19 protein-coding genes are annotated in these 15,814 nt (G+C 68.0%); 10 read left to right on the top strand and 9 right to left on the bottom strand.

The genetic code is table 11. From position 1 onward, the window contains the following. Nucleotides 1-29 precede the first annotated feature (29 nt). On the bottom strand, nucleotides 30-185 hold the full coding sequence (locus E0H45_RS42540; RefSeq protein ID WP_165546543.1) for a hypothetical protein: 156 nt from the start codon (nucleotides 183-185) through the stop codon (nucleotides 30-32). 117 nt (nucleotides 186-302) lie between these two features. Between E0H45_RS42540 and E0H45_RS22175 the strand changes: the two genes are divergently transcribed. Both E0H45_RS22175 and E0H45_RS22170 read left to right on the top strand, forming a co-directional pair. Continuing rightward, complete coding sequence (locus tag E0H45_RS22175; protein WP_238155142.1) at nucleotides 303-839, top strand: hypothetical protein; 537 nt, start codon at nucleotides 303-305, stop codon at nucleotides 837-839. A gap of 69 nt (nucleotides 840-908) precedes the next feature. After that, a complete protein-coding gene (locus tag E0H45_RS22170) occupies nucleotides 909-2,138 on the top strand; it encodes an exonuclease domain-containing protein (protein ID WP_131340135.1) in 1,230 nt (409 codons plus the stop codon). Nucleotides 2,139-2,228: 90 nt separating this feature from the next. Here E0H45_RS22170 and E0H45_RS22165 read toward each other — a convergent pair whose 3' ends face one another. The 3 genes from E0H45_RS22165 to E0H45_RS22155 form a co-directional block, all read right to left on the bottom strand. Then, the gene (locus tag E0H45_RS22165; protein WP_131340133.1) at nucleotides 2,229-2,753 is read right to left on the bottom strand and encodes an orotate phosphoribosyltransferase; all 525 of its coding nucleotides are present in this window, start codon (nucleotides 2,751-2,753) and stop codon (nucleotides 2,229-2,231) included. Nucleotides 2,754-2,871: 118 nt separating this feature from the next. Beyond that, nucleotides 2,872-3,126, bottom strand: a complete 255-nt coding sequence (locus E0H45_RS22160) for a hypothetical protein (RefSeq protein WP_131340131.1) — start codon at nucleotides 3,124-3,126, stop codon at nucleotides 2,872-2,874. A 62-nt stretch (nucleotides 3,127-3,188) separates the two neighbouring features. Then, nucleotides 3,189-3,677 carry an FBP domain-containing protein gene (locus E0H45_RS22155; RefSeq protein WP_131340129.1) on the bottom strand — a complete coding sequence of 163 codons (489 nt, stop codon included), beginning with the start codon at nucleotides 3,675-3,677 and terminating at the stop codon, nucleotides 3,189-3,191. A gap of 225 nt (nucleotides 3,678-3,902) precedes the next feature. On the opposite strand from E0H45_RS22155, the gene E0H45_RS22150 reads away from it, so the two are divergent. Then, nucleotides 3,903-4,454 carry a YceI family protein gene (locus E0H45_RS22150; RefSeq protein WP_131340127.1) on the top strand — a complete coding sequence of 184 codons (552 nt, stop codon included), beginning with the start codon at nucleotides 3,903-3,905 and terminating at the stop codon, nucleotides 4,452-4,454. Between the two features lie 35 nt (nucleotides 4,455-4,489). Here the strand turns inward: E0H45_RS22150 and E0H45_RS22145 are convergent, their stop codons facing one another. After that, nucleotides 4,490-4,978 (bottom strand): hypothetical protein, encoded by a 489-nt coding sequence (locus E0H45_RS22145; protein ID WP_130388972.1) that lies wholly within the window; start codon nucleotides 4,976-4,978, stop codon nucleotides 4,490-4,492. Nucleotides 4,979-5,119: 141 nt separating this feature from the next. Further along, nucleotides 5,120-5,653, bottom strand: coding sequence for a hypothetical protein (locus E0H45_RS22140; protein ID WP_238155141.1), 534 nt, complete (start codon nucleotides 5,651-5,653; stop codon nucleotides 5,120-5,122). Between the two features lie 229 nt (nucleotides 5,654-5,882). Between E0H45_RS22140 and E0H45_RS22135 the strand changes: the two genes are divergently transcribed. Genes E0H45_RS22135 through pgm form a run of 6 tightly spaced genes read left to right on the top strand, consistent with a single transcriptional unit; the run spans nucleotide 5,883 to nucleotide 11,788 of the window. Beyond that, on the top strand, nucleotides 5,883-6,443 hold the full coding sequence (locus E0H45_RS22135) for a hypothetical protein (RefSeq protein WP_131340123.1): 561 nt from the start codon (nucleotides 5,883-5,885) through the stop codon (nucleotides 6,441-6,443). A 25-nt stretch (nucleotides 6,444-6,468) separates the two neighbouring features. Further along, nucleotides 6,469-7,641 (top strand): sensor histidine kinase, encoded by a 1,173-nt coding sequence (locus E0H45_RS22130; protein ID WP_131340121.1) that lies wholly within the window; start codon nucleotides 6,469-6,471, stop codon nucleotides 7,639-7,641. Then, on the top strand, nucleotides 7,616-8,281 hold the full coding sequence (locus E0H45_RS22125; RefSeq protein WP_131340118.1) for a response regulator: 666 nt from the start codon (nucleotides 7,616-7,618) through the stop codon (nucleotides 8,279-8,281). The genes E0H45_RS22130 and E0H45_RS22125 overlap by 26 nt, the downstream gene beginning before the upstream one ends. 4 nt (nucleotides 8,282-8,285) lie before the next feature. Next, on the top strand, nucleotides 8,286-8,642 hold the full coding sequence (locus tag E0H45_RS22120; RefSeq protein WP_131340116.1) for an MmcQ/YjbR family DNA-binding protein: 357 nt from the start codon (nucleotides 8,286-8,288) through the stop codon (nucleotides 8,640-8,642). A 27-nt stretch (nucleotides 8,643-8,669) separates the two neighbouring features. Then, nucleotides 8,670-10,139, top strand: coding sequence for a fused MFS/spermidine synthase (locus E0H45_RS22115; RefSeq protein ID WP_131340704.1), 1,470 nt, complete (start codon nucleotides 8,670-8,672; stop codon nucleotides 10,137-10,139). Between the two features lie 23 nt (nucleotides 10,140-10,162). Further along, nucleotides 10,163-11,788 carry a phosphoglucomutase (alpha-D-glucose-1,6-bisphosphate-dependent) gene (pgm, locus tag E0H45_RS22110; RefSeq protein WP_131340114.1) on the top strand — a complete coding sequence of 542 codons (1,626 nt, stop codon included), beginning with the start codon at nucleotides 10,163-10,165 and terminating at the stop codon, nucleotides 11,786-11,788. On the opposite strand, the gene E0H45_RS22105 is transcribed toward pgm, so the two are convergent. Continuing rightward, nucleotides 11,785-12,159: a DUF3037 domain-containing protein gene (locus E0H45_RS22105; protein ID WP_238155140.1), complete on the bottom strand. Its 375-nt coding sequence runs from the start codon at nucleotides 12,157-12,159 to the stop codon at nucleotides 11,785-11,787. The genes pgm and E0H45_RS22105 overlap by 4 nt on opposite strands. Next, complete coding sequence (locus E0H45_RS22100) at nucleotides 12,156-12,893, bottom strand: HipA family kinase (RefSeq protein ID WP_131340110.1); 738 nt, start codon at nucleotides 12,891-12,893, stop codon at nucleotides 12,156-12,158. The genes E0H45_RS22105 and E0H45_RS22100 overlap by 4 nt, the downstream gene beginning before the upstream one ends. A 41-nt stretch (nucleotides 12,894-12,934) precedes the next feature. Here E0H45_RS22100 and E0H45_RS22095 point away from each other — a divergent pair, with 41 nt between their 5' ends. After that, nucleotides 12,935-13,990 carry a carboxylate-amine ligase gene (locus E0H45_RS22095; RefSeq protein WP_131340108.1) on the top strand — a complete coding sequence of 352 codons (1,056 nt, stop codon included), beginning with the start codon at nucleotides 12,935-12,937 and terminating at the stop codon, nucleotides 13,988-13,990. On the opposite strand, the gene E0H45_RS22090 is transcribed toward E0H45_RS22095, so the two are convergent. Next, nucleotides 13,987-15,765, bottom strand: coding sequence for a glycerophosphodiester phosphodiesterase family protein (locus E0H45_RS22090; protein ID WP_131340106.1), 1,779 nt, complete (start codon nucleotides 15,763-15,765; stop codon nucleotides 13,987-13,989). The two genes, E0H45_RS22095 and E0H45_RS22090, sit on opposite strands and share 4 nt — an antisense overlap. Nucleotides 15,766-15,814: the final 49 nt, after the last annotated feature.

The following is a 15,814-nucleotide window of genomic DNA, read 5'->3' as shown; positions in this document are numbered from 1 at the left end:
CACGACTGCCCGGCCGATCGTCGTCCGGGTCAGGCGTTGGCTGCTTCCTTGACCCGGGTCTTGAGGCGATCGCGGACCTCTTCCGGCGTGTACGCACGGCGCTTCCGCTCGCCCCGTGCGATCACGACTCCCGTCGCTGCGACGCCGACGAGTCCCGCAAGCCCTACCACCTTCCATACCTTCATGACGACTAACCTAGCGACGTGAACAGCCGGATTGCACTGGATGACGCTACGGAACTGACACGAACAGGTGACATTTGGCTGTTCCGCGGCGGAAGCGCCGCGGACCGTGCCATCCAGTTGACCACCAACAGCCCCGTCAACCACGTCGGTATGGCGGTCGTCGTCGAGGACCTCCCGCCGCTGATGTGGCACGCGGAACTGGGTCGCTCGCTCCCGGACATGTGGACCGGCCAGCACCAGCGTGGTGCGCAGTTGCACAATCTGCGCGACTCGGTGCTGGTGTGGGCGCGCAAGTACGGTCAACGGGCCTGGCTGCGGCAGCTCGATCACCCCGTCACTCGGGAGATGGAGGACGCAGTACTGCGGACCGTCGCTCGCCTGGACGGTACGCCGTTCCCGTCGACCGCCCGGCTCGCATCGCGATGGGTGCGCGGGCGGGTGCCGGCGATTCGTCGCGGATCGCGTGAGCTCGAGCTGGAGTCGGCGTACTGCGCCGAGGTGGTCGCGGTGACGTACGAGGAGATGGGGTTGCTGCGCGGGCGGAAGCTCAACTGGTACGACCCGGGGCGGTTCTGGAGTGGCGATGAACTCCAGCTGGCGCACGGAGCGCGGCTGGGCGAGGAGATCGAGGTCGACATTCCGTCCGATACCTGACGGAACCAAAACTGTCGGCGCCGTGTGATTGGGTTGTCTCAGTCGGTCAGCGAGCCGGAGGAGGCCTGGATGTACGCGGTTATCGACACCGAGACGACCGGTCTACTGCCGACCCATCGGCATCGGGTCATCGAGATCGCCGTCGTGCTGCTGGACGCGCGCGGGCGGGTCGAGCGCGAGTGGGTGACGTTGCTGAATCCCCAACGCGACCTGGGCCCGCAGCACATCCACGGGATCCTCACCGCCGACGTGCTGGCGGCGCCGGAGTTCCGGGACATCGCACGGCAGTTGGGGGAGCTGCTCGCCGGACGGATGGTTGTCGGGCACAACGTCGAGTTCGATCTCGGCTTCCTGCGGGCCGAGTTCGCGCGGCTCGGTGTCACTGTTCCGCTGATCACCGAGCGGTCGATGTGCACGATGGCGCTGGCCGGATACCTGCATCCCGGTGCCAAGCGGACGCTCGGCGCCTGTTGCGCGGCGGCCGGGATCTCGATCGAGGGCTGGCACTCGGCGCTGGCGGACACCCGCGCGACGGCAGAGCTGTTCGCACAGTATCTGGGCGCTTTCGCGGCGCCGCCACCCTGGCAGTGGGCCTACGAAGAGGTGCGGCGGTTGCCCTGGCCGGACCTCCCGGGGACGAACGTCGCGCCGACCGTGCGACCGGTGCATGCCGGTGGCAGACACGGCTGGATGAGCCGACTTGTCGACCAGTTGCCACGCGTCCCGGAGCCGCCGCAGGCCGACTCGTATCTCGTACTGCTCGACACGATCCTCGCCAACCGTGAGATCACGGCGGCCGACGCTGACCAGCTGGTGCAGGTGGCAACCGAGCTGGGCATGACCCGCCCGCAGGTCGACCACCTCCATCGGTGGTACGTGTCTGCGCTGGCCACTGCGTCGTGGGGGACCGGCGAGATCTCATCCGATCAGCGCAGCGATCTCGACCAGGTCGCGGTGATGCTCGGGCAGCGCGCGTCCGACGTCGACGAGGCGCTGCTTCGCGCGAGCGCCGGGCGGTACGTCGTACCCGATCGTCCTGGCGCTCGGAGGTATCCGCCGGGGAGCACCCTGGTGTTCACCGGCGACATGGTGGTGCCGCGAGAGGTGTGGTGGGACCGGGCAGTCGCGGCCGGGTTCATACCTCAGGAGGCGGTGCGCCCGGATACGACGTTCCTGGTCGCCGCCGACGTGGACAGCCTGTCGGTCAAGGCCCGCGCGGCCCGCGAGTTCAACGTGCCGATCATCTCGTCCGACGACTTCCGTCGGCTCCTCCCTGAGGACCAGCGCAAGGCCGGCTGAGCCCGGTCAAGGTGCTTGGCGCGGCGTGTCCTCGAGCGGGTGGGCGGGCTCGGGGTAGGTGGGCCGAGCCGGTGCCTGGGTGTGTGTCGGTCAGGTCCTTGGGATGAGGTGTTCCGGCGTGAGCAGGGCGTGGAGGGTCAGGCCGGCTTCGGTGAGTGGGTCCGGCGTGGTGGCGTTGCGGTTGATGACGCAGAGGGCGTCGGTGATCGTGGCGCCCAGGGCGCGGAGTTCGTTGGTGGACAGGACGATCTGGCCACCCGTCGTGACGACGTCCTCGACGATCGTGACCCGGCGACCCTTGGTCTCGGCGCCCTCGGCCAGCCGGCAGGTGCCGTAGGGCTTCGCCTCTTTACGGACGAACGCGCAGGGCAGGCCGGTGTGCCGCCCGAGCGCGGTGACCACCGGGATGCCGCCCATCTCCAGACCGGCCAGCACCTCGGTGCCTTCCGGGATCAGCGGGACCATCGCCGCGGTCACCTCGTCCAGCAGCACCGGGTCGGCCTCGAACCGGTACTTGTCGAAGTACTCCGTCGTCGTCTGCCCGGACCGGAGCAGGAACTCCCCGGTCAGATGTGCGGTCGCATGTACCCGACGCCCCAACTCAGCAAGCTCCACGCCCGCACCCTACCTGCCACCCGACCTCCGCCGGGTTGCCCGTCGGTCTGGAGGGTTGCCCCCTGAGATTTCGAGTGGGCGACCCTCCAGCTGAGTGGATATCCGCTGGTCGTGCGGCTCAGTCTTCGTCGGGGAGGGGTTCGATTTCGAAGCGGAGTTGTTTGCCGGAGCGGATGCGTTCGATCGCGGACAGGCAGGCGTCGTCGCTCATCTGGACGCCGATCTCGCCGAGCTTGTGGCGCAGGACCCGGGCCGCGTCCTCGGCGGAACGGGCGCTGGACTCGTTGATCGCCTCGATCGTGGTGGCCGTGAGCCGCTCGCGAATGTCCGGGTGCGTCTGGTGGATCTCGTGAGTGATCCGGAACTCGGTCATCGCGCTCTCCCTGGTGCTCTCCGAGGGCCGATTGTGCACCACCAGCCTAGGGGGTGTCGACGTCAGGCGAGGACGCGCTGCACGAAACTTTCCAGGCGCGTCGCGAGGCGTTTCGCCCGGACGTCCGGGGTGACGGTTTCGCCCTGCGGCAGGTCGAGGTCCTTCAGGCCGCGGATGTACAGCGAGCAGGCCAGGTCGGCGCAGATGTACATCCCGACCGTGTTCCCCTCCCGCCCGGCCGAACCCGCTCGCCGGGCCACGAACAGCGCGACGTCGCTGACGTGATGCGCGGTGTTGCACAGGTCGCACAGGCCGGCGAACCGGCGCGCGGCGCCCGACGTCTGGGTGCTCACCGCGATCCCGGTGACGCCGCTGTCCCGCCGTACGACGACGTAGCCACGGTTCGGCGCCTTGCCGTCGCGCCAGCCGAGGAAGTCCAGCGACTCCCAGGGCAGCTCGGTGAACTTCGGCGGCAGCGCCATCGCCTTGATCTGGCTCTTGGACGAATTGACGAACGAGCGCCTGATGTCGTCGGCGCTGAGCGGTTCCACGGTCGATCCTCCGATCTTTCGACCACCCATGAGACAAGCCCGGCCCGTCCCGGCGCAACCGGTTAACTCCGTTGCCGTAGGCAACTGTCAGTCCGTCGGTCTGTCCACTTCCTGGCCACCATCGAGTCCACGACTCGGACACGTTGGGTGTGGGGTGGACTTCTGAGCGTTAAGGGTGAACTCTTTACTATCTAAACTTCAACTATCTTTCTGGAGGAATCCGCGATGTCCAGCGAGTACGCCGCCCTCAGCGGTGATTACACCCTCGACGCCTCCCACACCCGGATCGGCTTCAGTGCCCGGCATGCGATGGTGACCAAGGTTCGGGGCGCGTTCGACGAGTTCGAGGGCTCGTTCCACATCGACGGCGAGAACCCGGCGAACTCGTCCGGGAAGGTGACGATCCAGGCGAAGAGCATCAACACCCGCAACAGCCAGCGCGACGAGCACCTGCGCGGCAACGACTTCCTCGCGATGGACGAGAACCCGGAGATCACCTTCGTGTCGACCGCGGTCAAGGCGGCCGGCGACGCCGAGTTCGTGGTCACCGGCGACCTGTCGATCCGCGGCGTCACCAAGTCCGTCGACGTCACCTTCGAGTACACCGGGACGGCGACCGACCCGTTCGGCAACCAGCGGCTCGGGCTGGAGGGCTCGGTCGTGATCAACCGCAAGGACTTCGGCGTCAGCTGGAACGCGGCGCTCGAGGGCGGCGGCGTACTGGTCAGCGAGAAGGTCACGCTGGAGCTCGAGGTCTCGGCGATCAAGAACGCCTGACTGTCTGCCCCAGGCCTCCAACGCGGGGCCTGGGGTCAGGCGTGGCGGGTGGTTTGTTGGAGGAGGGACTCGACGGCCTGGCGGAGTTCGGTGTCGTCGTGTGGGCCGGACCAGACCACGATGCGGCCCTTGTCGCCGAGCTTGGTGCTGATCAGGTCGCGGGCCGGCGTGGGGTCGCCCTGGTTCACGAGTACGACGAGACGCCGGCCGTCGCGCTGCAGCCGGTCCAGCAGCGGCGGGAGGGTCGAGCCGCGGAACAGGCCGGGGTCGCTCTTGACCTTGGTCTCGATCATCACGCCGCGGCCGCGGACCACCAGCAGGAAGTCAGCGCGGTCCCGGGTGAACTCGCGGTCGTGGTAGATCCGCGCCTTCGGCCACAGGCGTTGCAGGGCTGCGTCGACCTCGGCGTCGTACTGCGCCGCGAGCCTGCTGACCCGGGAGCTCGTACCGCGTGGCCGCAGCGATTCCGGTGTACGGCGGCGGCCGAGAAACGGCAGCCAACGCCCAATACTCGTGTCGATCATCGGTGGACCCCTCGACCTGTTCCGGCACTTGTCAGTGAGTCTGCCCGCGCCTGCGCAGGAGAATCCGGGGGCCGCGCAATCGTGATCCCACTGCCACAAACCCGAGGTGTGCAGGAGGCGTTGGGGGAGAGGTCGAGGGGTTCAGCAGGCGTTCGGGGTGGTGGTGCCGCCGTCGACGATCCAGGCGGACTGCTGGTTGACGACGCGCATCTGGTCGAGCCAGCGGGTCGGGGTGGTGTTCGGGAGTACGCCGCGACCGCGGATGTTGACGGTGCGGGCCGCGGAGGTGTCGTAGCACGCGCTGACGATGACGCCGTTCGCCGCCAGGGTGCGCTTCGCCCAGAGCACCTTGGTGTTGCCGGTGTTGCGCAGCTTGTGGGTCCGGAAGTACTTCGCCTGCGCGCCGATCGCCTGGAACATCGCCGGCGTCATCACCGGCTCCAGCTGCTTGGTCTTGCCGCCGCCGCTGCGCATCATCACGTCGAGCGCGGCGCGGTACGAGTAGTACGCGTTCAGTACGGGGTCGTCGGAGCCGACCGCCTCGTCGGTGGTCGTGGTCCGGGCCGCCTTGTGCGCCGCCGGAGCCGCCGCGGCGACATTGCTGTCGGCTTCGGTGCCGCAGCCGGGAAGCAGCAAAACCGGGGTCAGCGTGGCGGTCACAGCCAGGTTCCGCATGCGCATGGTGTCCGAGTACCTCCTGTTGGACTCACCGCTCGCGCCGACGGCGTAGCACACCGTTCGGCACTGACCGTGTAACGCCGCGACACGCATCGTGGTCACTGTGACCTGGGTCACAGACCACCCCCTACCGGGGTACTGGTCCCGGATTGGCTCCGCGGCTGGAGGTGCCGGCCGCCGAGAATTCCTAGCCTCGATCTCAAGAGTTGAGACCGAGGAGATGACGATGACGGACGTACTCACCCACCCCGCGGCACACAGCGAGGGCCGCGATCACAAGAGCCACTGGCTCAGGCGCCTGGGCAGTTCACTGGTGTACGACGCGTTGCTGGCGCCGGTCGGCGTACAGACGATGGCGGACGCGATGCTGGGCGAAGAGGAGACCGCAGCGAGGCGTTGGCGCCGCCTCGGCGTGCGTGGTGTGAAGCAGCCGATGAGCAACGCCCGAACCTTCGGGTACGGGTTGCTCAGCGCGGTGCTCGGACTGACGAGCTGGTTCGTGATGCTGCTGATGGTGGTGGCCGTGGTCCGCGGGCCGTTCTGGGGATTCGTCGAGCACGGTCCGGTTCAGCCGGGGACGTGGGGTGGGCCGACGCGAGCTGGAGCGTGGGTGGCGCACGGTGTGATCGCCGTACCGTGCATTCTTGTGTTCCTGTTCGCGCTGCGCGGCATCGCGGCACTGCACACGCTCCTGGTGCAGGGGACGCGCAGATGGGTGCTTCCAGCAACTATCGTGCTGGCGGCCGGCAGCCTGGCGTTCTTCTGGTCGTGGCTGCAGCAGCTGTGAGTAAGGTCCAACCGTGCAGATACCGATGAGGCGGCGGAGTTGGTTCGCCGGGGTGGGCGTCGCAGCGCTGCTGGTGCTGACGCTCATGGATTTCGCACAGCACTACGACGTACCGATCGCGGCTGTGCTGGCCCTGGCGATGGCACGGGCGCTGTCCCTCGGCCTGTCGTGGTTGCGGCCGCGGGCGGCGGTGGTGGTCTCGCTCGTGACCACTGCTGTCACGGCTGCGCTCACGACTCCAATCAGTTCGAGCGAACCCTGGCCGTGGGGTACGACGGCAGCGTTCGGGCACTCGTTCGTCATTGCGATCGCAGGCGCGCGTGGACTCGGTCGACGGGAACTGGTCGGCTGGTGGGTGGCGACCCAGGCGCTGGGCGTCGTTGCGGTCGCACTGGCACCAGACCGGGGCAGCTGGCTCGGTCTGATCACCATGGCCGTGCTGTCGGCCGTAGCGGTGGTGGTCGGCGACCTCCTCCGCTCGCGGGCCGACACGAACCGTCGACTTGTCGAGCAAGAGACGATCAGCAAGGCCGAGCGTGCCGAACGGGAGCGGCTGCAGGAGCGGACCAGGATCGCCCGCGAGCTGCACGACGTCGTGGCACACCACCTGTCCGTGGTGGTGGTCCGCGCGGACAGTGCGCCACACCGGCTGCCCGACGTATCGGACGCCGTACGTGAGGAGTTCACGGGCATTGCGGACGAGGCGCGGGCTTCGCTGACCGAGATGCGTCGCGTACTGCGGCTGCTGCGCGAGCCGGTCGAGCAACCGCAGACAGGACCGCAGCCGGGACTGGAGCAGGTGGCTGAGCTCGTGGAGAGCACTCAGCGGGCCGGAGCAGATGTGCGGCTCGTTGGTGACGTGCCGACCGGGTTGGACCCTGCTACCGAGCTCACGGCGTACCGGGTCGTTCAGGAGGGGCTGAGTAACGCGGTGCGGCACGCACTGCACGCGGCCGTGGAGGTCGCGGTACGGCGTACTGCGGGCGAGCTGGAAGTGATCGTGCAGAACGAGAAGCCGCCGCGGCCTGTCGTACCGGCGCCAGGAAGCGGCCATGGACTGACTGGTATGCGGGAGCGGGTGGCGCTCGTCGACGGGACCGTAGCGGCCGGTCCGACCCCGGAAGGCGGTTATCTGGTGCAGGCGTTCATTCCGGTCAGGGAGGAGGTGGCGGGTGGTGATCACGGTCTTGGTGGTTGACGACCAGGAGATGGTGCGGGCCGGGTTCAGCGCGCTGCTCGACGCGCAGCCCGACATCGAGGTGGTCGGACAAGCAGGCGACGGTGCCCAGGCAGTCGAGCTGGCCGCCGAGCTGACGCCGGACGTGATCCTCATGGACGTCCGGATGCCAGTGCTCGACGGGCTCGCCGCAACCCAGCGCATCCTCGCCGACTCGACACCTGGCCAGCCGCCGCGGGTCGTGATGCTGACGACGTTCGACCTGGACGACTACGTGTACGCGGCGCTCCGCGCTGGTGCGAGCGGGTTCTTGCTGAAGCACTCCACTCCGGACGAGCTAGCGGCAGCAGTACGGGTCGTTGCAGCTGGTGACGCGCTGCTAGCGCCGTCTGTTACCCGGCGACTGGTGGAGGACTTCGCCCGTGCGCAGCCTGTCGTATCGGCCACACCGGTCGGCCTGACGCCGCGTGAGACCGACGTACTGCGGCTTGTCGCACGTGGACTGTCCAACCGGCAGATCGCCGACGAACTGGTGCTGGCCGAGCAGACCGTGAAGACGCATGTCAGCAACATCCTGACCAAGCTGGACCTGCGTGACCGTGCACAGGCGGTCGTTTATGCGTACGAGGCAGGTGTAGTGATCCCTGGTCCGCGACACTAGGCAGATGGACGTTCTGGAACGCGTACGCAGCCTGTGCCTCGCACTGCCCGATGTGACCGAGCGGCCGAGTCATGGCGAGCCGACCTGGTTCGTCCGCGACAAGAAGACCTTCGTGATGTACGCCGACCACCACCATGACGACCGCCTCGGTGTGTGGATGGCGGCGCCACCTGGTGTGCAGGAGTCGCTGGTCGCGGAGCACCCCGACCACTTCTACCGGCCGCCGTACGTCGGGCACCGCGGCTGGCTCGGCGTATACCTGGATGTCGACGTGGACTGGGGCCACTTCGAGGACCTGGTCGAGACGGCGTACCGCCAGATCGCCCCGAAGACCCTGATCGCCCGCCTCGACGAGGTCTGACCGTTCTATAGGGTTACGTGGGTGCACATGGGTGAGGGTGGGCCGGTTGGTCAGAAGCTGGCGATTGCGCTGGCGTTCGGGAGTTCGGCCGCCGTCATGGTGCTGGAGCTCGTCTCGCTTCGGCTGGTGGCGCCGTACATCGGCCTGACGCTGGAGACGAACACCGCGGTCATCGGAGTCGCATTGGCGGCGATCGCGACCGGTGCGGCGCTCGGTGGGCGGTTCGCGGATGTTGCGCCGCCGCAGCGGACGCTCGGCCCGCTGTTCCTGCTCGGCGGGGCGCTGGTGATGCTGATTCTCCCGGTGGTTCGCTGGACGGGTGAAGCGCTCCGGGGAGGCGCGAGCGAACTGGTGTTCCTGGTCCTCGCCGTCACGCTGTTCGCGCCCGCGTCGCTCCTGGCGGCCGTCACGCCGATGGTGACGAAGCTCCGGCTGGACTCGCTGGCGCAGACCGGTACCGTTGTCGGCCGGCTGTCCGCATACGCCACGGTCGGCGGCATCGTCGGCACTGTGCTGACCGGGTTCGTGTTCGTGGCGACGGTCCCGATCAGCACGATCGTCCTGACTCTGGGCGCCGCACTGGTGGTCGTGGGAGCCGCACTGACCTTCTTGTTGCGTGGTGTGCAGGCAGCGGTGAAGCCGGTCGCTCTCGCGGTCGTCGGCGCCACACTGACCCTCGTCGCGCCACGGCCCTGTGAGGTCGAGACGGCGTACCACTGTGCTCGTGTCGTCGCTGACCCGAACCGGGAGAGCGGGCGGACGCTGTACCTCGACCAGGCGCGGCACTCGTACGTCGACCTCAAGGATCCGACCTACCTGGAGTTCGAGTACATCAAGAGCTTCGCGGCCGCCATCAACGGCACCTGGGCCGAGGGACGGCCGCTGAACGCACTGCACGTCGGCGGTGGCGGTCTGACCATGACGCGGTACGTGACGGCGACGAGGCCCGGCAGCCAGCACCAGGTCTACGAGATCGATAAAGCTGTGGTGGAGCTCGACAAGCGGGAGCTCGGCGTGCAGACCGGACCGGATCTGGCGGTCACAGTGCAGGACGGCCGCCTCGGCGTACGTGACGAGCAGACAGACAGCCGAGACCTGGTCCTGATGGACGCGTTCAGTGGGCTGTCCGTGCCCTGGCACCTCACCACGCGCGAGCTGGTGGCCGACGTACGACGAGTGCTGCGACCGGACGGGCTCTACCTGATCAACGTCATCGACTACGGCGCTGCCAAGTTCGCGAAGGCCGAGATCAAGACGGCGCAGGCGGTGTTCCCGTACGTCGCGGTGATCGCGCGCAAGGACGAACTGTCCGGCCACAGCGGCGGCAACTTCGTGGTGGCGGCGTCCGATAAACCGATCGACGTACCGGCGATCATGGGCCACCTGGAACCGTCGATGAGCGTCCTCGACCGGCCGGACAGCTTCGTCGGCGATGCCCCGGTGCTGACCGACGACTACGCGCCCGTCGACCAGTTGCTCACGCCGTACAGCGGCTGACCGTCTTGTGGTTGCATGTGGTCATGCATCCACGCGCAGGCCAGCCAGCACAGCCCGAGGACCTCGTCGACGTCGGCGCCATGCTGGCGGCGTACGGCGACCTCACCCCGGACGTGGACAACCCGGCCCAGAGGGTGGTCTTCGGTACGTCGGGCCATCGCGGCGCGAGCCTCGACAGCGCCTTCAACGAGGCGCACATCCTGGCGATCACGCAGGCGATCTGCGAGTACCGGGCCGGCCAGGGTACGTCGGGTCCGCTGCTCGTCGGCCGGGACAGCCACGGCCTCTCGGAGCCGGCCTGGCGCACTGTGCTCGAGGTGCTGGCAGGTAACGACGTCCAGACGCTCGTGGACAGCGCCGACAGGCTCACGCCGACGCCGGCGGTGTCGCACGCGATCCTGCGGCTCAACCGCGGCGCGGGAGCCGACGCGGACGGCATCGTCATCACGCCGTCGCACAACCCGCCACGCGACGGTGGCATCAAGTACAACCCGCCGCACGGCGGCCCTGCCGACTCCGACGCGACCAAGTGGATCGCGGACCGCGCCAACCAGCTGATCGCCGGCGACAACCGTGAGGTACGTCGCAAGTCGTTCGAGCAGGCCCGTGAGGAGGCAGGGAACTACGACTTCGTCGGGCACTACGTCGACGACCTGCCGTCGGTGCTGAACCTGGCGGCGATCCGCGACGCCGGCGTGAAGATCGGAGCCGACCCGCTCGGCGGTGCCAGCGTGGACTACTGGGCCGCGATCGCCGAACGGCACGACCTCGACCTGACCGTGGTGAACCCGCGCGTCGACCCGGCCTGGTCGTTCATGACGCTGGACCACGACGGCAAGATCCGGATGGACTGCTCCTCGCCGTACGCGATGGCCTCGCTGGTTGCGCAGCGGGACAAGTACGACGTGGCGACCGGGAACGACGCGGACGCGGACCGGCACGGCATCGTCACGCCGGATGCGGGACTGATGAACCCGAACCACTACCTGGCCGTCGCGATCTCCTACCTGTTCAGCAACCGCCAGTGGGGCCCGGACGTCGCTGTAGGCAAGACACTGGTCTCGTCGTCGCTGATCGACCGTGTGGTCGCGGACCTCGGCCGGCGGCTGTGGGAGGTACCGGTCGGCTTCAAATGGTTCGTGCCTGGTCTGGTGGACGGCTCGGTCGGCTTCGGGGGAGAGGAGTCGGCCGGCGCGAGCTTCCTGCGTTTCGACGGCACGGTGTGGACCACGGACAAGGACGGGATCCTGCTGGCGTTGCTGGCGAGTGAGATCACCGCAGTAACCGGTGAGACGCCGTCACTGGCCCACGCCAAGCTGGTGGAGCGTTTCGGTGCGTCGGCGTACTCGCGGGTCGACGCACCGGCCACCCGCGAGCAGAAGGCCAAGCTGGCCGCGCTGTCGGCAGACGCGGTCACAGCGACCGAGCTGGCCGGTGAGCCGATCGTGGACCGGCTCACTCACGCTCCTGGCAACGACGCGGCGATCGGTGGGCTGAAGGTCACCACCGAGTCGGCGTGGTTCGCGGCCCGCCCGTCGGGCACCGAGGACCTCTACAAGATCTACGGCGAGTCGTTCAAGGGCGCCGAGCACCTGGAGCAGGTTTTCGAGCAGGCCCGCGACGTCGTGTCGACGGCGCTCGAGGCCTAACGAACGAAGGAGTCGAGCAACCGCTCCAGATCCGCAGCGGGGTCCTCAGTGATCCCGCTGTGGATCGGGCTGGGATGTACGACGGTACTGCGCGGCGCCGCGAGCCACCGGAAGCGCTCGCTGATCGTGGTGCCCGCTGCCGGCCCTCCCGCGGCGTCACCTGCACAGATCGCTCGAATCTGATCCAGTGACGCACATACGACGTCGACGTCGACTGCAGGGTCCAAAGCCTTGAGACGTTCCGGATTCACATCCCAGCCAGCACCCAGGTAGTCCAGCGCCCGGCAGTAGAGCACTGCGCCCACGTTGATGAACTCACCCCGCTGAATGCGCGGCGCGGCCCGCAGGATCACGTAGTCGAAGGGCTTCACAGCGCACCTCCCGGCACCCATGCGGCCCGGTTCTCCAACCGCGCCAGCAGGTGACCCAGGTACCGCTCCCGGTCGCCTTCACCGAGCCACTCGTCCGGCACCAGCCCGATCACCTCGGTCAAGAGCTCCGGCGTGATCGCGGCAGCCAGCTCGGCATCCACCTTCGCCACACCAGGTATCGCAACGGAGAAGACGTGGTCGGAGGCGTCGTACGGCAGCGAAGCGAACTTCTCCGCCGGCATCCACGAGTGGTGGAAGTACAGCGCGGCCCCGTGGTCGATCAGCCACAGGTTCTTGTGCCAGACCAGCATGTTCGTGTTCCGCCACGACCGGTCCACGTTGGCGACGAACGCGTCCAGCCAGAGGATCCGGGCCATCGCGTCGTCACCGGGGTTGCCGGCCGATCCGTCGTACCCGAAGGAGCCCGGCAGGAAGTCGACGGCGAGGTTCAGCCCGGCGCTGCGGATCAGCAGTTCCTGGATCTCGAAGTCCGGTTCGGACTTGCCGATCGCCGGGTCGAGCTCGATCAGCTTCAGCTCCGGCACCCGCAGGTCGAGGCGGCGGAACAGCTCACCGACGATCACCTCGGCGACCAGCGCCTTCGGGCCCTGCCCGGCGCCGTGGAACTTGATCACGTACGTGCCGAGATCGTTGCCCTCGACAACACCGGGCAACGACCCGCCCTCACGCAGCGGCAGCACGTACCGGGTGGCAGTAACAACAGGCAAACTCACGCGGGAGACTCTAGCCGTTAGCGAGCGGGTACCGGTCCAGGGTGAGGCTTCCGTCCGTCGGAGTAGAAGAAGAGCTACTCCTCGTGTCCGCCACCGGTGATCCCCTGCCACGCAGCAAAGCTGTGGTCGCGGAGGCCGGAGAGCTGGACGTCGCGCTCGAACTGACCAGAGCGATGGTGGAGATCAACACGCCGGTCTGTACGACGGCGGACGAGCTCCGCGGCCACCTGCTCCGGATGCGCTCCCAGCTGGCCTCCGCCGCCGCAGGGGAAGGCGCCCGGTTGCTGGCCATCGCAGTGCCTCCGCACGGACGCGCCGCGCAGTCGATCACGAGGAAGCCGCGGTACCAGGAGCTGGCCCGTGAGTGGGGCCTACTGGCGCGAGAGCAAGGCGTGTGCGGTTGTCACGTCCACGTGGGTGTGCCGGACAGGGAGACTGCCACCAAGGTCAGCAACTATCTGCGTCCGTGGTTGCCGGTGCTGCTCGCTCTCAGTGCCAACTCACCGATCTACCTCGACCAGGACACCGGATTTGCGAGTTGGCGTTGGCTGATGACGACGCGGTGGCCGAGCGCCGGCCCGCCGCCGTACCTGGAGTCGGTCGAGCACTACGACGCGCTGGTGGCCATGCATCTGGCGGCCGGCACGTTGATCGACGAGCGAATGGTCTACTGGGACATCCGGCCGTCGTCGCACCTGCCGACGGTAGAGGTGCGGGTCAGCGATATCCCGCTGACGGTGGACGAAACGGTCCTGATCGCGACACTGATCCGCGCCATCGTGCTTACCGCGCTGGAGGACGGCGGACGAGGCCCGACACTGGAGCCTGAGGTACTCCGGGCCGCCTACTGGTTGGCTGCCCGGGACGGGCTCACCGCGCGGGGCCTCGACGTCCTGACCGCGGAGGCGATGCCGATGGCCGAGGCGATCGGGCAGCTCCTGCGGTACGTCGATCCGGCATTGCAGATGCTCGACGCCGTAGAGCTGGTGCGCGACGGCGTCGAACGGTCGCTGCGCGAGGGCAACGGTGCGATCAAACAGCGGAAGGCATTCCGTGAGGGCGACGACGTAGTCACCCTCACGGAGATCAAGCCTTAGCCCCGGAGGAAGTCCTCCAAGCCGTGCAGATCGTCGGTGTTGATGTAGTCGACGTTGGCGGCGACGAGTTCGCGCCACAGGGCCTCGCGGGCGGTGCCCGGTACGTCGGGGGTGGCCCAGAAGCGGACCTTGTAGCCGGCGTGGTGCGCGGCGACCACGATGTCGTGCAGCTTGGTCTTCTCGTTCTCGGGCATCGGGCCGACGCCCTGCCAGGTGAACACGTTCGTCCAGTTGTCGCTGACGAGCGGCATCAAGGACGCCGGCATCCCGGTCTGCAGGTCGGCGAGGCGTCCGTCGTACCCGGCGTAGCGGAGCTTCTGCGCCTTCATGTCGTCGAGCGGGCGGTTGCCGCTGATGACCGAAGTGACGGCGCCCGTGAGCACCCGTCCGTCGACGAAGATCGTGCTGATCCCGCGGTACTTCGCCAGCGCCTTGTCGACCGCGGCGTACGTCGACGGTCCGTCGCTCTTGATGTCGATCAGCAACTGGAATCCGCCACCGCGCTTGTACACCTGACCGTGGTTCTCGCGGACCCGATCCGCCAGCGGCTTCAGGTACAGGCTCTCCAGCGTGCGGCCGGGCTTCGCGTCCTCCAGGTCGTGCGCGACCCGGAGCTCACCGTCGATCAGCCACACGTCCGCCTCGACGCTGTTGAACCCACGGTCCAGCGCGTCCTGCAGCGGCCGCCGGTGGTCGTAGTCGTTGTGCGCGTGGGCCGACGGCAGCGCCCGGACGGCTGGAGCGTCGTACGACTTCGGGAGCTTGAAGTGGTTCGCCCGGGCGACGTCCCGCACCCGGTCCGGGTAGTCGCTGATGATCCCGTCGACGCCCTTGTCGATCAGCGACTGCATCGTCGCCGGGTCGTCGACGGTCCACGGGATCACCTTCATCCCGGCCTGGTGCGCCGACTTCACCATCTCGGCCGTGACATACGGCTTGTACGTCGGATCGGTGACCTTCCCGTCCTGCGGGAAACCGTGCACCGGTGAGATCGCGGACGCGCCGAATGACTTGGTCGCCTTGACCAGGTCACCGCCGAAGTCGTCGATGTCGATTCCGCCGAGCCACGGCGACTTGCCCGGCTGGCCGACCTGCAGGAAGTCGTAGTTCGTCAGCGCGACCAGTGGCAGCTGCGGCATCACCTGGCGCATCCGCATCAGCGAACCCCAGTCGAAGCTCTGGATCGTCACCTGCCGGGCGATGTTCGCCTTGCGGACCTCCTGCGCGACCACCTGGACGAACTGCTCGCGCGGCGCGGTCTCCGACGGCGCACCGGCCTCGACCTTGGTCTCCACGTTCAGCTTCACGCCGTACGCGTGGAAACGGTGCACGAGCGCGAACACGTCCCGCAGCTCGGGCATCCGGGCACCGGGGTCGGGCTGCTGACCGGGGAAGTTCGGCAGCGTCTGCGAGCCGCAGTCGAGCTGCTTCACCTGGTTCAGCGAGAGCGTGTTGATGAACTTGCCGACGTACGGGTACTCCGGGTCGCCCGGCGTGTACGGCGCGGTGTCACGGCACTTGCTGCCCGTGACCTTGCGGTCATGGGTCACCACGGCGTACCCGTCCTGGGTGACCTGGACGTCGAGCTCCAGCGTGCTGACGCCGAGCTGGAGACCGTGTGAGAACGACGCGATCGTGCTCTCCACGGTCAGGCCGAGACCACCGCGGTGGGCCTGGATGTCGAAGTCACCGCGCGTGGCGGCGGCCGGGGCGGCCGGAAGCAGCAGTCCGGCGATCAGCGCGCACGGGAGGAGTGCGCGGGGAAGGCGGCGCATGAGGGGGTTCCTTCCGGAGGGGTTTGTGGGCGGACACAGCCCGAGGCTG

Origin of the sequence: Kribbella soli (assembly GCF_004331345.1) — a bacterium.
In the GTDB taxonomy this organism is placed as follows: domain Bacteria; phylum Actinomycetota; class Actinomycetes; order Propionibacteriales; family Kribbellaceae; genus Kribbella; species Kribbella soli.
This window is presented reverse-complemented; position numbering and strand designations above follow the sequence as displayed.

Bases quoted from the DNA above. Each gene is read 5' to 3' on its own strand.
- E0H45_RS22145 (WP_130388972.1), bottom strand. From the start codon at position 4,978: ATGATCGACACGAGTATTGGGCGTTGGCTGCCGTTTCTCGGCCGCCGC.
- pgm (WP_131340114.1), top strand. From the start codon at position 10,163: ATGCATCCACGCGCAGGCCAGCCAGCACAGCCCGAGGACCTCGTCGAC.
- E0H45_RS22140 (WP_238155141.1), bottom strand. From the start codon at position 5,653: ATGCGGAACCTGGCTGTGACCGCCACGCTGACCCCGGTTTTGCTGCTT.
- E0H45_RS22150 (WP_131340127.1), top strand. From the start codon at position 3,903: ATGTCCAGCGAGTACGCCGCCCTCAGCGGTGATTACACCCTCGACGCC.
- E0H45_RS22170 (WP_131340135.1), top strand. From the start codon at position 909: ATGTACGCGGTTATCGACACCGAGACGACCGGTCTACTGCCGACCCAT.
- E0H45_RS22130 (WP_131340121.1), top strand. From the start codon at position 6,469: ATGAGGCGGCGGAGTTGGTTCGCCGGGGTGGGCGTCGCAGCGCTGCTG.
- E0H45_RS22115 (WP_131340704.1), top strand. From the start codon at position 8,670: ATGGGTGAGGGTGGGCCGGTTGGTCAGAAGCTGGCGATTGCGCTGGCG.
- E0H45_RS22120 (WP_131340116.1), top strand. From the start codon at position 8,286: ATGGACGTTCTGGAACGCGTACGCAGCCTGTGCCTCGCACTGCCCGAT.
- E0H45_RS22090 (WP_131340106.1), bottom strand. From the start codon at position 15,765: ATGCGCCGCCTTCCCCGCGCACTCCTCCCGTGCGCGCTGATCGCCGGA.
- E0H45_RS42540 (WP_165546543.1), bottom strand. From the start codon at position 185: ATGAAGGTATGGAAGGTGGTAGGGCTTGCGGGACTCGTCGGCGTCGCA.
- E0H45_RS22160 (WP_131340131.1), bottom strand. From the start codon at position 3,126: ATGACCGAGTTCCGGATCACTCACGAGATCCACCAGACGCACCCGGAC.
- E0H45_RS22135 (WP_131340123.1), top strand. From the start codon at position 5,883: ATGACGGACGTACTCACCCACCCCGCGGCACACAGCGAGGGCCGCGAT.